The organism is Prevotella melaninogenica (genome assembly GCF_003609775.1).
Lineage (GTDB): Bacteria > Bacteroidota > Bacteroidia > Bacteroidales > Bacteroidaceae > Prevotella > Prevotella melaninogenica_A.
Genome location: NZ_AP018049.1, coordinates 1,293,367 through 1,311,506 on the forward strand (window position 1 = coordinate 1,293,367; position 18,140 = coordinate 1,311,506).

Annotated in this window: 16 protein-coding genes; 8 read left to right on the forward strand and 8 right to left on the reverse strand. The window is 40.7% G+C overall.

Annotated elements, in window-relative coordinates; translation table 11 throughout:
• Window positions 1-198: 198 nt before the first annotated feature.
• A complete protein-coding gene (locus PMEL_RS05305; protein WP_120174296.1) occupies window positions 199-948 on the reverse strand; it encodes an LrgB family protein in 750 nt (249 codons plus the stop codon).
• Complete coding sequence (locus tag PMEL_RS05310; protein WP_120174297.1) at window positions 948-1,451, reverse strand: CidA/LrgA family protein; 504 nt, start codon at window positions 1,449-1,451, stop codon at window positions 948-950. The genes PMEL_RS05305 and PMEL_RS05310 overlap by 1 nt, the downstream gene beginning before the upstream one ends.
• Window positions 1,452-1,594: 143 nt before the next feature.
• Here PMEL_RS05310 and PMEL_RS05315 point away from each other — a divergent pair, with 143 nt between their 5' ends.
• Both PMEL_RS05315 and rsmD read left to right on the forward strand, forming a co-directional pair.
• Window positions 1,595-2,491: a DUF3822 family protein gene (locus PMEL_RS05315; protein WP_120174298.1), complete on the forward strand. Its 897-nt coding sequence runs from the start codon at window positions 1,595-1,597 to the stop codon at window positions 2,489-2,491.
• A 106-nt stretch (window positions 2,492-2,597) separates the two neighbouring features.
• Window positions 2,598-3,128 (forward strand): 16S rRNA (guanine(966)-N(2))-methyltransferase RsmD, encoded by a 531-nt coding sequence (gene rsmD, locus PMEL_RS05320; protein WP_120174299.1) that lies wholly within the window; start codon window positions 2,598-2,600, stop codon window positions 3,126-3,128.
• A gap of 96 nt (window positions 3,129-3,224) precedes the next feature.
• Here the strand turns inward: rsmD and cls are convergent, their stop codons facing one another.
• From cls to PMEL_RS05340, 4 genes are all read right to left on the reverse strand, one after another.
• Entirely contained in the window at window positions 3,225-4,646 is a 1,422-nt protein-coding gene (gene cls, locus PMEL_RS05325) for a cardiolipin synthase (RefSeq protein WP_120174300.1), read from the reverse strand.
• A gap of 17 nt (window positions 4,647-4,663) precedes the next feature.
• Window positions 4,664-6,286 (reverse strand): hypothetical protein, encoded by a 1,623-nt coding sequence (locus tag PMEL_RS05330; RefSeq protein ID WP_231999368.1) that lies wholly within the window; start codon window positions 6,284-6,286, stop codon window positions 4,664-4,666.
• A gap of 53 nt (window positions 6,287-6,339) precedes the next feature.
• Window positions 6,340-8,274 carry a DNA primase gene (gene dnaG / locus PMEL_RS05335; protein WP_172586753.1) on the reverse strand — a complete coding sequence of 645 codons (1,935 nt, stop codon included), beginning with the start codon at window positions 8,272-8,274 and terminating at the stop codon, window positions 6,340-6,342.
• 152 nt (window positions 8,275-8,426) lie between these two features.
• Window positions 8,427-9,011: a hypothetical protein gene (locus PMEL_RS05340; RefSeq protein ID WP_120174303.1), complete on the reverse strand. Its 585-nt coding sequence runs from the start codon at window positions 9,009-9,011 to the stop codon at window positions 8,427-8,429.
• Window positions 9,012-9,525: 514 nt separating this feature from the next.
• Here PMEL_RS05340 and PMEL_RS05345 point away from each other — a divergent pair.
• From PMEL_RS05345 to PMEL_RS05370, 6 genes are all read left to right on the forward strand, one after another.
• Window positions 9,526-10,395, forward strand: coding sequence for an electron transfer flavoprotein subunit beta/FixA family protein (locus PMEL_RS05345; RefSeq protein ID WP_120174304.1), 870 nt, complete (start codon window positions 9,526-9,528; stop codon window positions 10,393-10,395).
• 194 nt (window positions 10,396-10,589) lie between these two features.
• Window positions 10,590-11,612, forward strand: a complete 1,023-nt coding sequence (locus tag PMEL_RS05350; RefSeq protein ID WP_120174305.1) for an electron transfer flavoprotein subunit alpha/FixB family protein — start codon at window positions 10,590-10,592, stop codon at window positions 11,610-11,612.
• Between the two features lie 156 nt (window positions 11,613-11,768).
• Window positions 11,769-12,164 carry an endonuclease domain-containing protein gene (locus PMEL_RS05355; RefSeq protein ID WP_120174306.1) on the forward strand — a complete coding sequence of 132 codons (396 nt, stop codon included), beginning with the start codon at window positions 11,769-11,771 and terminating at the stop codon, window positions 12,162-12,164.
• A 91-nt stretch (window positions 12,165-12,255) separates the two neighbouring features.
• Complete coding sequence (locus PMEL_RS05360; RefSeq protein ID WP_120174307.1) at window positions 12,256-13,989, forward strand: acyl-CoA dehydrogenase family protein; 1,734 nt, start codon at window positions 12,256-12,258, stop codon at window positions 13,987-13,989.
• A gap of 108 nt (window positions 13,990-14,097) precedes the next feature.
• The gene (locus PMEL_RS05365) at window positions 14,098-15,645 is read left to right on the forward strand and encodes a restriction endonuclease subunit R (protein ID WP_120174308.1); all 1,548 of its coding nucleotides are present in this window, start codon (window positions 14,098-14,100) and stop codon (window positions 15,643-15,645) included.
• A 172-nt stretch (window positions 15,646-15,817) separates the two neighbouring features.
• A complete protein-coding gene (locus tag PMEL_RS05370) occupies window positions 15,818-16,201 on the forward strand; it encodes a hypothetical protein (RefSeq protein ID WP_120174309.1) in 384 nt (127 codons plus the stop codon).
• A 717-nt stretch (window positions 16,202-16,918) separates the two neighbouring features.
• Here PMEL_RS05370 and PMEL_RS05375 read toward each other — a convergent pair.
• Together PMEL_RS05375 and PMEL_RS12345 are read right to left on the reverse strand one after the other, a co-directional pair.
• Window positions 16,919-17,440 carry a hypothetical protein gene (locus tag PMEL_RS05375; RefSeq protein WP_120174310.1) on the reverse strand — a complete coding sequence of 174 codons (522 nt, stop codon included), beginning with the start codon at window positions 17,438-17,440 and terminating at the stop codon, window positions 16,919-16,921.
• Between the two features lie 152 nt (window positions 17,441-17,592).
• Complete coding sequence (locus PMEL_RS12345; RefSeq protein ID WP_231999369.1) at window positions 17,593-17,973, reverse strand: hypothetical protein; 381 nt, start codon at window positions 17,971-17,973, stop codon at window positions 17,593-17,595.
• Between the last annotated feature and the right edge of the window lie 167 nt (window positions 17,974-18,140).

The following is an 18,140-nucleotide window of genomic DNA, read 5'->3' on the forward strand; positions in this document are numbered from 1 at the left end:
AAACAGCATTTCCCAGTAAAACCAACTTTGCTGTCACTACTGTCACCCTAATTCATTAGTTAACTTATTATGTAACAGTAGGATTACACGAAATGTTAAATGTGACAGCAAAATGAAAACAAAACTATTCGTGGAATAGTGTGTATAAATTCCTTCTTACCTTAGTAGACTTTATCACACTATAACACACAAAGACTCCTAAACAACCCCCATCAAACGAAGAATCGTTGGGGTAAGCAGGGCTGTAAAGATACCGTTCAGCGTAATACCTAAGCTCGCAAAAGCCCCATACTTACTGCTATATGCCATCGCTGTTGATGCACCAACAGCATGAGAAGCTGCTCCCATAGAGAGTCCTTGTGCAATAGGACTGCTTACATGACCGAATGACAACGTCTTAAAGCCTACCAATGCACCAATAATACCTGTGATAACCACCACAGCAGCTGTAAGAGAAGGAATACCGCCAAGACTCTGTGTCACTTCCATCGCAATAGGTGTTGTGACAGATTTACTTGCCATTGAGAGAACGATAATATCAGGAGCACCACAAAGTTTGGCTACTAAAACAACACTAACAATACCCACTAAACAACCAACAAGCTGTGACATGACGATTGGAAACCACAGACGCTTAATGGCATCAAGCTGTAAATAAAGTGGTACACCTAAGGCTACAACAGCAGGTTTAAGCCAAAAGTCAATCAATTGGGCACCTTGCTTATAGACAGCAAAAGAAACACCAGTTATCTTGAGATAGACAATAATAAGTACGATAGCTATCAAGATAGGATTAAGTAACATCCAACCAGTACGCTGCTGTAGACGTTTGATGTAAAAGAAGGCAGCAAAAGTTAATGCCAAAATAACATACTGATTGGAAAAGATATCTTTACCATCCTGTATAAGGTCAATAGTCTGACCGATTGTTTCATCCCACGAATTCATTATTTTTCCTCCTTTTTAGTTATCTTATCCTGTCCGAGTAACGCTTTGTCAAGTTCTATTCTTTCAGCCTCTTCCATGGCCTCAACCTCTTCGGTTTCCTCCAGCACCTTCTTCATCTTCTGCGCATGGGCACGATGATGAAGTAAGTCCATAGCCATCAACCGACGTTCAAACTTTATGACAAGTTGATGCATCTGTCCTGTAACAACAAGAACAAGAAGAGTACTGACTACTGTTGCAGTAACAATAGGGAACCATTGAGCCTTAATAAGATCAAGATAGAGAATAAGAGCCACCCCAGGCGGTACAAAGAAGAAGCCAAGATTTGCTATCAGAAGCTGTGATAATCGCTCCACCCATCCTAACTTCACCCATCCTAACTTTAGGAAAAGAGTTAGTAAGAGCATACCAATGATACTGGACGGCAGTTTTATTCCTGTAGCCCAAACAATAAACTCTCCCAATGCTAAGCATCCGAAGATAACAAAGAACTGTCTTGCCATGTAAAAAAGTTATTATTCAACACCACCATCAAACATGATTGTTTGAATAGTTATAGCATTTAATAAGTAGATGCAAAGTTATAGATTTTTTAAGTATCAAACGCTAAATTTCCCTTTTTTAATACTTGAAAGAAAGGCTTTCGATGATATTTATCAAGCAGATAACCAACGAAATCGGAAAAAAATGCGTAAGTTTGCAGATGATAAAAAGCTATACAACGTTCGTAATGACAGAAACAGACAATAACATATCCGACAAGAAACTGCGACTAACTATCAGATTTAGCAGGAACAACATGGCATTTGCTGTGGGCGACCCACAGGAGAATGGTATGCTCGTTTATGAACCATACGAGATGAATATGGGTATCTCTGTTGCTGCCAATCTACGTGAAGCCTTCAAGGTTTCTGAACTACTGCAGAGCGGATACAAACGTTTGTTAGCAGAGATTGATACACCTGTGATGCTTATGCCTGTTGATGACTTTGGCACACAGGATATCGAAACACTCTATCATCACACTTATCATAGACAAGGCAACGAGGAGATTCTATCGAGTATTCTACCAGACTTGAACGCTGTTGCCGTCTTTGCAATTAACAAAGACCTCAAGCTCGTTATCGACGACCATTTCAAGGATATTCGCATACAACCGCTTATGCAGTCTGTATGGACTCATCTCTATCGTCGTTCTTACGCTGGTCCACGTAGAAAGCTCTATGCTTATTTCCATGAGAAACGTATGGAGGTTTTCACCTTCCAACAAAACAGATTCCGTTTCAGCAATTCATACGAAGCAACTAATGAGCATGATGCTTTGTATTACCTCCTTTATATATGGAAGCTAACAGGAATGGATGTAGAGAAAGATGAGTTATGTCTTGTTGGTGATATACATTACCAAGACTGGCTCCTTGACAAAGTAAAACAACATTTGAAGTTCTGTAGGGTTATCAATCAGGAAGTTTACTTCAACAACAGCCAGTTGGCTAAACGTACAGAGATACCTTACGACATGAAAGCAATTTATTTGGAATAAAAGAAAGATTAAGATGTAGAGTGAATTAAATCCACACATCTCCCACAGATACAAATGTCTTAACTCCATTTCACTCCCTAACTCCTTCACTCCTAAAAAAGAAACTATGCGAATTATAACAGGAAAATATAAAGGCAGACACTTTGATATTCCACGTACCTTTAAGGCACGTCCTACAACAGACTTTGCTAAAGAGAATATCTTTAATGTTATCAATGCATACGTGGATTGGGAAGAAGCAACTGCACTCGACCTCTTTGCTGGTACGGGTAGTATATCCTTAGAACTCTTATCACGTGGTTGTCAACAGGTAATAAGCGTAGAGAAAGACCGTGACCATGCTCGCTTCATCAGCCAATGTATGGAAAAACTTGGCACAGAGGAAAATATCTTGATAAAAGGTGATGTATTCCGTTTTCTAAAGAGTTGTCACCAGAAGTTTGACCTCATCTTTGCTGACCCTCCATACGCATTGCCAGAGTTAGAAACTATTCCTAATCTCATCTTCCAATATGACTTATTAAAAGAAGATGGACTACTTGTCTTTGAACATGGTAAGAACAATGATTTCTCCGCTCACCCCAACTTCCTTGAACATAGAAGCTATGGTAGTGTAAACTTCACCTTGTTTAGATAAACACAGCTTTATCCGTAAAACTTCCTATAAAAGAGTTATATCGGAAAGTTAACAATATTGTCTGATTTAGGTTAAAGCTTTCTTAGCTTCTTACCCTTACAACAGTGGACTCAAAAGTCTTACCATTGATTCCCACAACCGTTGTAGGAAGGAACGATGCGTAAGGTTTCGCACATCTTCCAAAGCAACACACTCTTCTTGGTCCTTTAAGAAGACATCCTTTACCTTCAATGCTATTTTCTTATCATAGAAGAAAGCATTTGCTTCAAAGTCATTCTCAAAGCTACGGAAGTCAACATTAGTAGAACCAATCGTTGCTATGCTATCATCGGCAACAAGAAGTTTTGAATGATTAAAACCGGCCTTATATAAATAAACTTTTACTCCCGCTTTCACCGTATCTAAGACGTATGTGCGTGAAGCCCATTCCACAATCTTTGTGTCTGTCTCGTAGGGAATCATCAGTCTTACATCAACTCCCGACAAGGCTGCAGTACGCATAGCAAAGAGGATTGGGTCGGTAGGAAGGAAATAAGGCGTTTCCATATAGACATATTGCTTTGCACTGGTAAGTACCCTTACGTAACCTTGCTCAATCTCAGGCCATAAACTTGTTGGACTACTGGTGACAATCTGAATAAGACTATTATTCTCAGCAACCTTGCTGACAGGATAATAAACATGGTCAGTAATCAACTCACGACTCACAAAGAACCAATCTACCAAAAAAGCACGTTGCAAACCATATACCGCAGCACCAGTTATCTTAACATGCGTATCACGCCAAGCCAGTTTCTTTATTCCCTTCACATAACGATTGGCGATATTCATACCACCGATAAAACCAACATCACCATCAATCACACATATCTTTCTATGATTACGATAGTTCACCTTACTGGTAAAGACTGGGAAACGTACAGGCATGAAGGCATATACTTCTATACCCTCGGCACGCATACGATCAAAGAAACGCTTCTTTGTTTTCCAAGAACCCACATCATCATAGATGACACGCACCTCAACTCCTTGTCGTGCTTTATCAATCAAAGCATCAGCAACAATCTGTCCCAAGGGGTCACTGGCAATAATAAAAGTATCTAAATGAATATGGTGTTCAGCCTTACCAATCTCCATTAACAAAGAAGGAAAAAACTCGTATCCAGAAGTATAAATCTCTGTTTCGTTATTCTTAAATGGTAAGACCCAGTTCTGATTCATAAAGAGTTTGATAAGTTCTCGATACTCATTGGGCAGATGAAGACGCTTTTGTTCTACAAACTCCAACATGGAACGCTTTGTCAACTGGTCCATACTATACTGCCATATCTTACGCTCCTTACGTGTGGTCTGGCCAAAGAAGAAGTAAAGAATAATACCTAACATTGGGATAAACGTTAGCACCAACATCCAAGCCATAGTCTTGGCTGGCTGTTGGTTATCCATCAATATGCGCACCATCACAACAATGATGACAACAACGTAGACTGCTAAGAATGCCCAATGAAAATAAATCATCTATATTCTCCTTTTCACTAACTCTTTGAAACGTCTGAATCGTCTATCTTTTCTTTCTCTCGTAACTGCTGAATATAAGCCAATTCGTCTAAGGCAAAGTCACCACTTTCTGGGTCATCAATCATCTGACGAAGTATCTCCTCTGCCTCATCAAGCCTACGCAACTCTATCAACACATAAGCTTTGCGTCGATACAGAAAGTGCAAGAAAGGACGCAAAGACTGATCAATCTCACCTTCCTCATCTTCAGAGATGGAACTGTGCAAATCTTCCAAAATATTATCTATAGTCATCAGCGAACGATGATCACCCAGATTTATCAAACAATTCACATATTCCTCAGCATAAAGAGCACGATTTAGCCCAGTTACAAACGAAAGATAATAGTAAGCCCGATCATACTGACGCAGCTCATTATAGCAGAAACCTAACATATAGCAGACTTCTAAGAAAATACCTATTTCACTCTTGCTCAGCTTCTGGAAATTAGCATTTAACAAGCGGTAAGCATTCTCTAAACAAGCAACAGCCTCATAGTAACGCTTCTGACGATAAAGCGTCCGACTACGATAAACAAAGCGGGCAGCATCTATACTTCCCACATTGGCTATCAGTCGCTGTTCTTCTGTTAATTGATTCTCCTCACCATTAGCAAGTTTACTCTTAGCTTCCTTCCACATATAGACAAACTCATCCTGCAACTGCTTTGTTGAACGAAGGTCGTATGCTAACAAGACAGAATGCGACTGCACCTGCACTTCCCTTGTGTGAAGAGGTCTACCAATTCCTGACGGCAATGGTAATAAAGTAGCAACTACCTGATAATAAAGCACATCTTCACAACCATCCGCCTGCTGAATACTAAAAGTCATACGGCGACGTGTCGTCGGATGAGCTGGAAGGAAGAAGACAATATCAAGCATTGCCTTTTGTCGAACAAACATTCCATTTGCTATCAGAGTATCAGACAGGTTATAGGATGCTATAGCCTCACGGTCGTTGATAACCGTAATGGAATCTGTAACAACCGTCAACTCAGAGAAGACAACATCCACTAATCCGAAGACTTTATCCATCCACTGCCTTAAGGTTGCAGCTTCCTTATCATTCTGTCTCCACTCGGCAGCCTTCTTCTGATGTCTTAGTTCCTGTTCACGGAGGAGAAAAATATCACGCTCAACTTCCTTTGAAGCCCATTCTAAGTCTGTTGTAGACGAACTCTTAGCATCATCCTTTGTTTCAGTAAGAATCCTTATAAAAGAATTCTGCCATGCAAACATATCGACCATAGCCGAAGAAAGGATGTCTTGAGCACGGTCGTCATCTAACAAAAGTGGCGTTAGAATATGTAAGTCAATAACATTTGTTTCCTCATTGATTGTATAGCTAAAGCGTGGACCAGTAGAATTAAGATTAAAGTGATTGCACACATGACGCACAATGTTTATATCGTTCATTTCAGCTTCTGCAAAAAAGAGGAATGACAATTCTACCTGCGGATACTTATTGATAATACGAATACCAAAATGACCGCTCTGAAATGCATAGCGAACGAGTGCGGCATCTCCATCTTCTCTCCACTCCCCAGTACAGTTGAGTGCTTTCAGTGCCTTCGAAACTATCCTTTTATTCTCACCCATATCAAGGCTTGAAAGCCTAAGTGGGGGATTAAATAACCTTCTTATCAGATTCATCATACCAGAATATTACTACCATTTTTCTTTGCCAATTCATTACGAAGATTCTGTGTCCTCATAATTTCTCCCATAACTTCTTGCATCTCTTCTGGGTCTTTCACTTGCAGAAGTCGTGCATTCAACTCCTTCAAATGAGAAGAAACATACTCCAGACGAAAATCAGCAACAAGATGTAGAACACGATCACGTAATGTCTGCTCCGTTTCCTTCACCTGCAGACTCTCTGCAAGTTGGAAACGATCTACACTCAATCTTACGGCTACAGATGAAATATCAATATCAACATGTTGTGTAAAGTACTCTTCTGCCTTGAAGCCTTCTTCACCACAATGCTCTACAGCTTCCTGCAATATCTTTTTATATAACTCATTAGAAAAGCCGAGTTCATCACTTCCAAGGTCGTAAGCTATATATTGTGCTACAGTCAGATTATATATCTGTCCGCTATTCTCATCTTTCACATCACGAAAGATAATCTTCTCTCCATCCTTAATTACAGCCTGTATAAGCATCTCTTCTACCTTTGATACCAATTGAGTAGATGTATCTACCTCCTCTTCTCTATGTTGCTCCTCTATGACTACTGAGTGCTGTTGCTGTTGTTCGCGTGTCTGTTGTTCTCGATTGGAATAGATATTACGATTCATCTGTTCCATCAACGTACGCTCTGACACGCCTGTACGGTTAGCACACTCTCGGATATAGGTATCACGGAGTATCGGGTCTTTAATAACAGAAATGCTTTGCACTATTGAACCAACTGCCTCTGAACGTTTAATAGGGTCAGTAACTCCATTTAAGAGTACATTAATCTTAAAGACGATGAAGTCTGTCTGATTATCTTCAATATATTTTCTAAAGTCCTCTGCACTATAACTACGTGCGAACTCATCTGGGTCTTTACCGTCAGGAAGTAACAGTACCTTCACATTCATACTCTCTGCCAACAACATATCAGTTCCTCGAAGAGCAGCATGCTGACCAGCCTCATCGCCATCATAGAGCAGAACGATATTAGAAGTAAAGCGGTGCAACAGTCGAATCTGATGCACTGACAATGCTGTACCACTATTAGCTACGACATTCTCAATCCCGCACTGGTGCATAGAGACAACGTCTGTATATCCCTCAACCATATAAACGAGGTCGTGCTTAGCAATAGCTTTCTTTGCTTGGAAGATACCATAGAGTTCTCTCTCCTTATGATAGATAACACTATCGGGAGAATTGACATACTTCTGACTAACTCCCTTCGTACGAGAATCCAGCAGACGACCACCAAAGGCTGTCACCTTACCGCTTACACTCACCCATGGAAACAATACACGTCCATTGAAGCGGTCGATAAGTTCTCCATTCTCACGTTCGAAGCAAAGACCTGTCTTAACAAGAAATTCTCTCTGGAAACCTGCCTTTAAGGCTGCATCAGCAAAGGCATGACGACTCGACAGACAGAAACCTAACTGAAACTTACGAATAATATCATCTCTAAAACCACGACTGCGAAAGTACTGCATACCAATAGCCATACCATCAACATCGTTGTGCAAGATATCATTAAAGTACTTTGCAGCCCATTCATTGACCAAGAACATTGATTCTCGTTCATTCTCCTGCTGCTTTTCCTCATTCGTCAGTTCTCGCTCATGCACTTCAATATGATACTTATTCGCAAGCCACTTCAAGGCTTCAGGATAAGTCATCTGCTCATGCTCCATGATAAACTTTACCACATGCCCCGCTGCACCACACGAAAAGCATTTGTAAACACCTTTCACAGGACTGACGGAGAACGATGGTGTACGGTCATCATGAAAAGGGCACAAGCCTTTATAACTTGTTCCCGTCTTGCGTAAAGAAACGAAATCGCTGATTACTTCAACAATGTTCGACGCATTCAAAATCCTGTCTACGGTCGCTCTGTCTATCATTATGCTACAAAGATAACACAAACCAATGAGATAGCAAAGTTAGAACAAGAAAACTTTGCTACAGATAGTTATCACCTGTAGCAAAGTTATTCCAAGACCCAGACACATCACATGTGTCTACAACCTGTATAAATGTTTCTCGTCCTTAACGCTTACTTCCTATCAACGACTATATTGATAACATAGTCAGCAAGATTACCTTTTTGATTCGCAATCTTATAACAATTCTTTTTATATGACATTTCTTCAACTACAGGACAAGGAACGCCATCTATCTTACACTCCTCAAATGTCATCGAGTTAATTGGGACTCTTTTAGCTCGCCATGATATCGTATGTCTCTTGGTGTCACCAAAAATCTTTGGACTACCAAGGAAAAGGGTGCATTCCTGTGAAGGTTCCACCTCATGCTGGAATATATCTACATGTAAACAAGAGGAAAGAACTCCTGCTCGTAAATTATCTTTCATCCAAAAGTCATTACAAATAGACAACATATTATTTGATGCTGATGTCGAAACATCCATTTGCAAATCACCTTTACCTATTGATGCAAATAGGTTATTTCCAACATACTTTGCAAGTTCTAATGAATCAGCAATATTTTCCCCACTCGTGCTTGAGAACCTTACAAAAAGAGACACATACCCTGGAGGTAATACATCATTATTTTCCGAACTACAAGACAAAAGAAATAATGGGAGCATAGCTAATAAAAATAAAACTCTACTTTTCATAGACTTACAATTTAGTTATTTATAAATAATTTGTTGTTAAATTACCTTTGATTTATCTTATGCAAAAATAAAAAAAAGAAGAACTTTTGTCAAGTTACGCCACATCTTTTTAACATAATTTGAACAACGCCTATTCTTATTACAAAAATAGTTTTATTTTTAGTTGCTGTCACTTTTAACATTTCATATAACCACCCTATAAACCAGCGTGTTAAACACTGATACAGAATGACAGATATGACAGGAAAAGTTAATTTAAAGCGTTTCTTATACCCCTGAGAAAAATGGGCTCAGTCTATAATAAAGAGATAATTTCTATGAAATAATAGATGACTGAAGGCTCGTAAACATTGAAAACTTCTCCAACTCTTACAACCAAGGATAGAATCGCTCCTAACAAACATAAACACAGTTAAGCGGTTTTTGTGCAAGTTTTTTTGTTTATGTTGCAAAAAAACTGTACTTTTGCCCTCAACCAAAACAATTGAATATTAAATAACACATTATTATATTTATGAGTTTGAAAATTGTAGTACTTGCTAAGCAGGTACCTGACACAAGAAATGTGGGAAAAGATGCCATGACAGCCGAAGGAACGGTTAACCGTGCCGCACTGCCTGCCATCTTCAACCCTGAAGACCTCAACGCATTGGAGCAGGCTCTAAGACTGAAAGAACAGAACCCAGGCTCTACTGTAGGAATCTTAACCATGGGACCTCCACGTGCCGGAGAGATTATCCGACAAGGACTCTATCGTGGTGCTGATACCGGCTGGTTGCTTACCGACCGTAAGTTTGCTGGCGCTGACACACTCGCTACTTCATACGCTTTGGCGATGGCTGTACAGAAAATCGGTGATGTAGACATCATCATCGGTGGACGTCAGGCTATCGATGGTGATACCGCACAGGTTGGACCACAGGTTGCACAGAAGTTAGGACTCAACCAAGTTACTTACGCAGAAGAAATCCTAAAGATTGAGGATGGTAAGGCTACTATCCGCCGTCATATCGATGGTGGTGTAGAGACGGTTGTTGCTCCATTGCCAGTTCTTGTCACAGTGAACGGTACTGCTGCTCCTGCACGTCCTTGCAATGCCAAACTCGTGATGAAGTACAAGTATGCTACTTGTCCTATGGAGCGCAAAGGAGATGAACCTTGGACAGAACTCTACGAGGAGCGTCCTTACCTCACACTGAACCAGTGGTCGGTTGCCGATGTCAATGGCGACGAGGCACAATGTGGTTTGAGTGGTTCACCTACAAAGGTTAAGACTGTACAGAATATTGTCTTCCAAGCTAAGGAGAGCAAGACACTCACTGGTTCAGACGAGGATGTAGAGGGACTCATCCAAGAACTATTAGGAGAGAAGATTATTGGTTAAAAGCCTCTCCCCCAACCCCTCTCCGAACCAACGGTCACTGACCGAAGGGAAGTAATGGAGAGGGGCGTAGAATGTTCTATATAAACATAAGATTGAACATCATGGGGAGGTATCATATAAACATAAGAAAATCCCCCAGCAAGTGAAGCATTTCACTCCCCTCTCCACTCGGAGAGGGGGCGGGGGTGAGGCCTATGAACAACGTATTTGTATATTGCGAAATAGAGGAAACCACCGTACAGGAGGTTTCACAGGAGCTGTTGACCAAGGGTCGCAAGCTCGCAAATGAGTTAGGTGTGGAACTCCATGCCATCGCTGCCGGTAGTGGCATTAAGGGTAAGGTAGAAGACCAGATCCTGCCATACGGCGTTGACAAACTCTTTGTCTTTGATGGTGAGGGACTCTTCCCTTACACATCAGCACCACACACAGACATTCTTGTAAACCTCTTCACTGAGGAGAAGCCACAGATTTGTTTGATGGGTGCTACCGTTATCGGTCGTGACCTCGGTCCACGTGTGTCATCATCCCTGACAAGTGGTCTTACTGCCGATTGTACTCAACTTGAGATTGGTGACTACGAAGATAAGAAAGCGGGTAAGCGTTATGAGAATCTGCTCTATCAGATTCGTCCTGCTTTCGGTGGAAACATCGTGGCAACCATCGTCAACCCTGACCATCGTCCACAGATGGCTACTGTACGCTCTGGCGTTATGCAGAAAGCTATCTATGAAGGCGAAGCTAAGAAAGAGGTTGTCTATCCAGACGTTGCGAAGTATGTACCAGAGGTTGACTATGTTGTAAAGGTTATCGACCGTCATGTTGAGCCAGCACAGAACAACCTGAAGGAAGCTTCTATCGTTATCTGTGGTGGCTATGGTGTAGGATCTAAAGAAGGTTTCGACTTGCTCTTTAAGTTGGCTAAGGAACTTCATGGTGAGGTTGGTGCCAGCCGTGCCGCTGTTGATGCAGGTTGGGTAGACCACGATCGTCAGATTGGTCAGACCGGTGTCACCGTCCATCCAAAGGTTTACATCGCTTGTGGTATCTCTGGACAGATTCAGCACATTGCTGGTATGCAGGACAGTGGTATCATCATCTCTATCAACAACGATCCAGACGCTCCTATCAATGCCATCGCCGACTATGTCATCAATGGCTCTGTTGAGGAGGTTGTTCCGAAGTTGATAAAGTATTATAAGCAGAATAGTAAGTAAAGCCAGCTGACTGAACAACTAACTGGCCCCTCCCCCTTGCCCCTCCCCCGAAGGGAGGGGAGTAAAATGCGAAAAGGGAATAAGAGGACTACTGTCGCTAAATACTCATTATCACAAGAGGCATAGCGTGTATAATCATTGACTAACTACCGACCTATGACTAAAGAAAATAGAAAGAAATGCACCTACAAGACAGCTTCACCTGACAGATACCATATTCTGAAAGACTTTGCAAAGAAGAATCGAAACGAGATGACTTTGGCAGAAGATATTCTATGGAAAGAATTAAAAGGTACAAGGGGCGAATATCATTTCAGAAGACAGCATCCTATAGGTGACTTCATTGTAGACTTTGCTTGTCTTTCACAAAACTTAGTCATAGAAGTAGATGGGGCTTACCATAAGCAACCGCTACAAGAGGCAGACGATGAAACAAGAACAGAATACCTCAATGAAATGGGATTTAATGTGCTTAGATTCACCAACGAAGAGATATACACGGACATAGATAATGTGATAGAACAAATAACCGAATTTATAAACAACGAATAAAAAGAGTCCCTAACCGTAAGAATCAGTACATTCTACTCCCCTCTCTTCGGGGGAGGGGCAAGGGGGAGGGGCTACTTTTACATTTTTTATCATGGCAAATTATTATACTGACCACCCAGAAATAGCGTTTCACTTGGAGCATCCATTGATGAAACGCATCGTAGAACTGAAAGAGCGTAACTACGCTGATGCTTCTACACATGCTGACGCACCAGTAAACTATGAGGATGCTATCGAAAACTACAAGCGCATCTTGGATATCACTGGTGACATAACAGCAAACATTATTGCACCTAACTCTGAGTCTGTTGACCTCGAAGGTCCACATCTCATCGACAACCGTATGCACTATGCCAGCAAGACCTTAGAGAACATTGAGGCGACTCGTCAGGCTGGCTTGTGGGGCGTTTCTATGCCTCGCCGCTATGGTGGACTGAACCTACCAAACGTTGTCTTCTCTATGATGTCTGAGCTTATTGCTGCTGCCGATGCTGGTTTCCAGAATATCTGGTCATTGCAGTCTTGTATCGACACACTCTATGAGTTTGGTGACGAGGAGCAGCGTCAGAAGTTTATCCCACGTATCTGTGAGGGAGAGATGATGTCAATGGACCTTACCGAGCCTGATGCAGGCTCTGACCTCCAGCGTGTAATGCTCAAAGCTACCTTCGACGAGAAGGAGAACTGCTGGCGATTGAATGGTGTGAAGCGTTTTATCACCAATGGCGACTCAGACATCCACCTCGTCCTTGCACGTTCAGAAGAGGGCACACGTGATGGTCGTGGACTTTCAATGTTCATCTATGACAAGCGTGATGGCGGTGTTGACGTACGCCATATTGAGCATAAACTCGGTATTCATGGTTCTCCTACCTGCGAACTTGTTTACAAGAATGCAAAGGCAGAGCTCTGTGGTAGCAGCCGAATGGGTCTTATCAAGTACGTAATGGCATTGATGAATGGTGCTCGCCTTGGTATCGCTGCACAGTCTGTTGGTCTTGAGCAGGAGGCTTACAACGAGGGCTTGGCTTACGCTAAGGATCGTGCACAGTTTGGCAAGAAGATTGTCAACTTCCCTGCTGTCTACGATATGCTCTCTCGTATGAAGGCAAAACTCGATGCTGGTCGTTCTCTCTTATATCAGACTGCTCGCTATGTCGATATCTACAAGGCTTTGGAAGATATTGCACGTGACCAGAAACTCACGGCTGAAGAGCGTCAGGAGATGAAGAAATATACCCGCCTTGCTGATGCCTTTACACCATTGGCAAAGGGTGTCAACTCTGAGTATGCTAACCAGACTGCCTACGACTCTATCTCTATCCATGGTGGTTCTGGTTTCATCATGGAGTATAAGTGTCAGCGTCTGTATCGTGATGCACGTATCTTCTCTATCTACGAGGGTACAACACAGCTGCAGGTTGTTGCTGCTGTGCGTTACATCACTAACGGCACTTACCTCTCTATCATGAAGGAGATGCTTGAGGGCGAACTCTCTTGCGACTGCATGAAGGGGCTGCGTGACCGTGTTGCAAAGCTTGTTCAGCTCTATGAAGAGGCTGTTGAGAAGGTGAACGCAAGCGACAATCAGGATGTTCACGACTTCCTTGCACGCCGTCTTTACAATATGACTGCCGACATCATCGGTTCTCTCCTCCTTATCGAGGATGCTTCTAAGGCACCAGACCTCTTCAAGAAGTCTGCCCATGTCTTTGTTCGTATGGCTGAGGAAGAAGTTATCGGTCACACTGCTTATATCAAAGCTTTCAACGCTGAAGACCTTGAGCAGTTCAAGGCTGTGGAAGAAGAAGACACAGAAGCATAAATATATAACGATATAAGAAATGAAAGCGAAGGTGGAGAAACTAATTCCCCTTCGCTTTTATTTATAATAAACAATAAACCTACTAACAAAATAAAGAAATAACTGAGTATGAATAAAAATCTATGGAATTACTATAAGCAATCAGAGGATGGGCAAAAAGCCATTGATATATTCAATCCTGAGACTGAAAATATATGGGACAACATTGAGAAAATTATTGAATTATTAAAGCAATGGGATATAAATGAGAACTTACAATATCTTTTGAATAGAGTCATATTATATAACATCAACCTAATTGAAAGAGAATTTATCAAAGAAGATGATATTTTCAGTCGGGAGTTTTTTGAACACCTAATAACTACTTATGATATAAAAGATTTTCATATTGATGATAATGAGAATATCGATTGGCTGGAAGAAGTCATACCCCAAAATAAATTTAGAGACAAAGCATCAACCATAGATGGCTTATCCTTATTCTTATATCTTTATGATTCCTTTTTCACACCTATCCTATTATCAAATCGCTTTGATCTATTCCAGAAAAGCTGTGATGCTCTTGGTATAGAACTACCACCTATTCCACACACAACTAATTACAAAGAGTACCTTATGTACTATTATGATATATGTGTCGTCTTAAATGCTTTTCAACAAGAGAACGAGCTAAGCGATGCAGAGTTGTGTGCTTGTATCTATGACTATGGTATGAGAGTTCTACAAGAGACAACTATAGAAACAGAATTACCACAACCAACCAATATATGGTTAACAGGTGGTTCTGGGAAACACGATTTTACTTTCTTGGATTCTTTAGGAAATTCACCTGAGGCAAAAAGTTCTATATGGGCGTGTAATGAGAAAACGCGAAAAGGAGATATTGTTATTATGTATTGTACTTCTCCCAGAAGCTACATTCACTCCGTATGGCGTGCTGGCTCTACAGGCATATTTAACCCTTTCGATTATTACCATTGCCGTACAACTATCCAAGAAGGAATAAGACTTCCTGAAATTACATTTAATGACTTAAAAAATGACGAATACTTTTCAAGCTTACCGATAGTACGCAAGAATCTGCAAGGCATTAACGGAGTTGCGTTCTCTGCAAAAGATTATTCCGAACTCCTTAGATTAGCAGCGTCAAAAGGGGCAAAGACTGACGAATTTCCACAACTATTCATGGGAGAGCATATAGATTTTGGAGAAATAAAGTTAGAAAAGGATGTTGAAGAAAAGATTCTAATCCCGATTCTTAAAAAACTTGGGTATATCGAAAGTGATTGGACAAGACAACTCCAACTAAAAGCAGGTAGAAAGGAAAAAGCTATTCCCTACTTTGTTTTCTTCCCCAAAGGTGAGAAGCATTTTGAGAACGCCCCTTTCATCATCGAAGCTAAATTAGATATGTCTTCTATCTTAGAAAGACAAAAGGCTTTTAGACAAGCTTTCTCATATGCACGTTTGCTCCGGTCTAAACTAATGGGTATCTGCGACAAAGAACGTTTGATGATTTATAGAATAGAATCTACTGGCAGTTGTAATATAGAGACACCATTATTTGACTATCATTGGCAAGCCATATACTCAGACAATATCATCGGAGCAAAACTTGTACAATGCATAGGAAAAGAGGTTGTTGAATCACTATAAACTACTAATATTCACATATAAAGAATTCTAACATCATCCCCCACCAAATACTTTCATTTCCAAAGATAATATGCGGAACAAGGAGAAACAAAACTGAAATAATTATAAATATTAGTATTTTTCTGCTTATTTATAACTATCTTTGTCATCCATATTTAAAGGAGAGAATAAGATGAAGAAATATTTTAAAGCAAGTATGTTGCTGATGGGCTTATTGTTCATCCAGTCAACAACAGCATCCGCACAATGCCCCATCAAGGAACAGATAATGAATGGAGACGATGGCGGAGAAGGTCTGGAAAAGGCAAAACGTGAACGCGAAAAGACTCCTGTTAGCCACACGCTGATTATCTTCTTTGACAAGAAGACAGGCAACAAACCTCTACTGAAAGCCATCAAAAAGCAGGACTGTACCCTACTCTATAAATACAAGGAGTTCAGTGCTGTAGCGGTCAAAGTTGACGAGAAGCACGACGTTGATAAAGCCATTGCCGACTTCAGAAAGGTGAAAGGCGTGACAAGCGTGAACAAAGACGGAATTATGCAGTTGCAATAGAACAGACGTAATTCATAATTCATAATTCAAAATTCATAATTATGATTACTACTATACGCTGTGTTTATTGCTACAAGTAACTTGTTCACTTGTAAACCCGCAAACTCGTTTACTTATGAACTTGTAAGCTTGTTCACTTGCAAAAAACTCTGTGAACTCCCCAGACCACATGATCACTCTGTGGACTTAAGTGCTGTCTAAACCTCAGTGTAACTCTGTGAACTCTGTGAACTCTGTGAGAGAACCTTTTTAATTCATAATTATGATTACCTGTGTCTAATGTGTTTCTTACTGCGCATTAAGACTGGAAAACAAAAAGACAAAAGAATAAAACAGCAAAATACTCTTTTACCGTTTTATTCTTTTGTCTTTTACTTTATAGGTTTCCTCAAAATAGGTAGCAATAAAATCTACTTACGTTAGTAAGAGAAAACACCAATTATTACGAAAATAGTTTTGTTTTTAGTTGCTGTCACATTTAACATTTCACGTAAATACGCTATCAACCAACAAGTTAAACACTACTCTTATATGACAGATATGACAGGAAAATATATTTTAGGGATTTTCTTATCCTCAAAGAACAATTGAACCAGTAGCTTAAAAGCAACTTCAAGCTGACATCACAGCTAACCATTCCACGATAAAGCTGTAGAAAGTAAGGCAGAGGCACTTGTATAACCAAGCCACCACAACCCTACTCTCCACACTTATTCCTTACCGACTCATTGTCAGTATAAGTTCCTTCCCTTTCTCCAGATTTACAGTTCCGCTAAAAATCTGGTTATCTTTGTTTATCTGTTTATCGGCGGTAGTGTGATAAACCTCCAACTGGTAGTTGCCAGAAGGGATATTATTTATCTTGAAATCAACATCATAGCGACAGATGCAGTTTGTCATCATGTCCTTATCGGGATACAGGATGAGAACAATCTTACCCTCACTGCTGCTTGCTCCTACATGGAACAGGTCGATTGCACAGTTATCCATGACGTCTGCAAAACGTGCCGTGACAGTATTCTCTTTACCGAGCAAGAGGTGCAACGCAGACTTCTGTCCTACAAAACTATTATAGTACTCAGGACGAGAATCCAACAAGGAAGCAGAAGCCTTGCAGCCTGACGACTTTACATCACTTACTCCAACATTCCCAACAACAGTGTTTTCCGTTGAACAAGATAACATCAACACTGATAGGCAGCATATAGCCAAACAATTAATAGGTTTCCAATATTTCATACGTATGTCTATTTATAGGGTTAGTTAACACAAAAGATTCTTCGTAAAGATAGTGTTTTATTTTGTAGAATGAAACTTTCCTCATGTTAAAAAATCTATATCATGTTATTTCAATACCCAAGCAGTTAACCGCAGTCCTTATCGTTCTATCCCTACACAAACCGCGTTTTATCTTCAACGATACGGAATGTCTGTATATCCGGCAAGACCTCTATCACATAGACTGTACCCGGATGGAAATTGAATTCCATTTCTTTCTTATAGATAACCTTATGAGCAGCGTGGCGTTTCAAAAACCTGTATTCATAGAATTGAAATGTCACCCTGTGCCTTCCGGCAGTGATAAAATATCCATCAAACCACGAGAAACTTACGCCACGTCCATAAGTGATATCATCAACCTTGCTGATTGACACGCCAAAATTTCTGACTCTTTTATTGTATTTTGGCAGAAACAGTCTGCTATGCTTAGGATTACGGCGCAACCAAGCCCTTTTCTCATACTTGAAAATGCCTATTGGCGAGACTACCATCAGTATTACTATAATGAAAAGTAGCGTCCTGACCAGTTGATCAGAAAATAATCCTCCCAATTCGCAGAAAAAAAAGGCGACAGGACAAACAAAGGCTACAAGAAGTCCTACCATTGCCCATCCTGAGAGTGTTGTCACATCAGGAAAAGATCGAACAGGAGAGAAAC

Bases quoted from the DNA above. Each gene is read 5' to 3' on its own strand.
- PMEL_RS05305 (WP_120174296.1), bottom strand. From the start codon at position 948: ATGAATTCGTGGGATGAAACAATCGGTCAGACTATTGACCTTATACAG.
- PMEL_RS05310 (WP_120174297.1), bottom strand. From the start codon at position 1,451: ATGGCAAGACAGTTCTTTGTTATCTTCGGATGCTTAGCATTGGGAGAG.
- PMEL_RS05315 (WP_120174298.1), top strand. From the start codon at position 1,595: ATGATATTTATCAAGCAGATAACCAACGAAATCGGAAAAAAATGCGTA.
- rsmD (WP_120174299.1), top strand. From the start codon at position 2,598: ATGCGAATTATAACAGGAAAATATAAAGGCAGACACTTTGATATTCCA.
- cls (WP_120174300.1), bottom strand. From the start codon at position 4,646: ATGATTTATTTTCATTGGGCATTCTTAGCAGTCTACGTTGTTGTCATC.
- PMEL_RS05330 (WP_231999368.1), bottom strand. From the start codon at position 6,286: ATGGGTGAGAATAAAAGGATAGTTTCGAAGGCACTGAAAGCACTCAAC.
- dnaG (WP_172586753.1), bottom strand. From the start codon at position 8,274: ATGATAGACAGAGCGACCGTAGACAGGATTTTGAATGCGTCGAACATT.
- PMEL_RS05340 (WP_120174303.1), bottom strand. From the start codon at position 9,011: ATGAAAAGTAGAGTTTTATTTTTATTAGCTATGCTCCCATTATTTCTT.
- PMEL_RS05345 (WP_120174304.1), top strand. From the start codon at position 9,526: ATGAGTTTGAAAATTGTAGTACTTGCTAAGCAGGTACCTGACACAAGA.
- PMEL_RS05350 (WP_120174305.1), top strand. From the start codon at position 10,590: ATGAACAACGTATTTGTATATTGCGAAATAGAGGAAACCACCGTACAG.
- PMEL_RS05355 (WP_120174306.1), top strand. From the start codon at position 11,769: ATGACTAAAGAAAATAGAAAGAAATGCACCTACAAGACAGCTTCACCT.
- PMEL_RS05360 (WP_120174307.1), top strand. From the start codon at position 12,256: ATGGCAAATTATTATACTGACCACCCAGAAATAGCGTTTCACTTGGAG.
- PMEL_RS05365 (WP_120174308.1), top strand. From the start codon at position 14,098: ATGAATAAAAATCTATGGAATTACTATAAGCAATCAGAGGATGGGCAA.
- PMEL_RS05370 (WP_120174309.1), top strand. From the start codon at position 15,818: ATGAAGAAATATTTTAAAGCAAGTATGTTGCTGATGGGCTTATTGTTC.
- PMEL_RS05375 (WP_120174310.1), bottom strand. From the start codon at position 17,440: ATGAAATATTGGAAACCTATTAATTGTTTGGCTATATGCTGCCTATCA.
- PMEL_RS12345 (WP_231999369.1), bottom strand. From the start codon at position 17,973: ATGGTAGTCTCGCCAATAGGCATTTTCAAGTATGAGAAAAGGGCTTGG.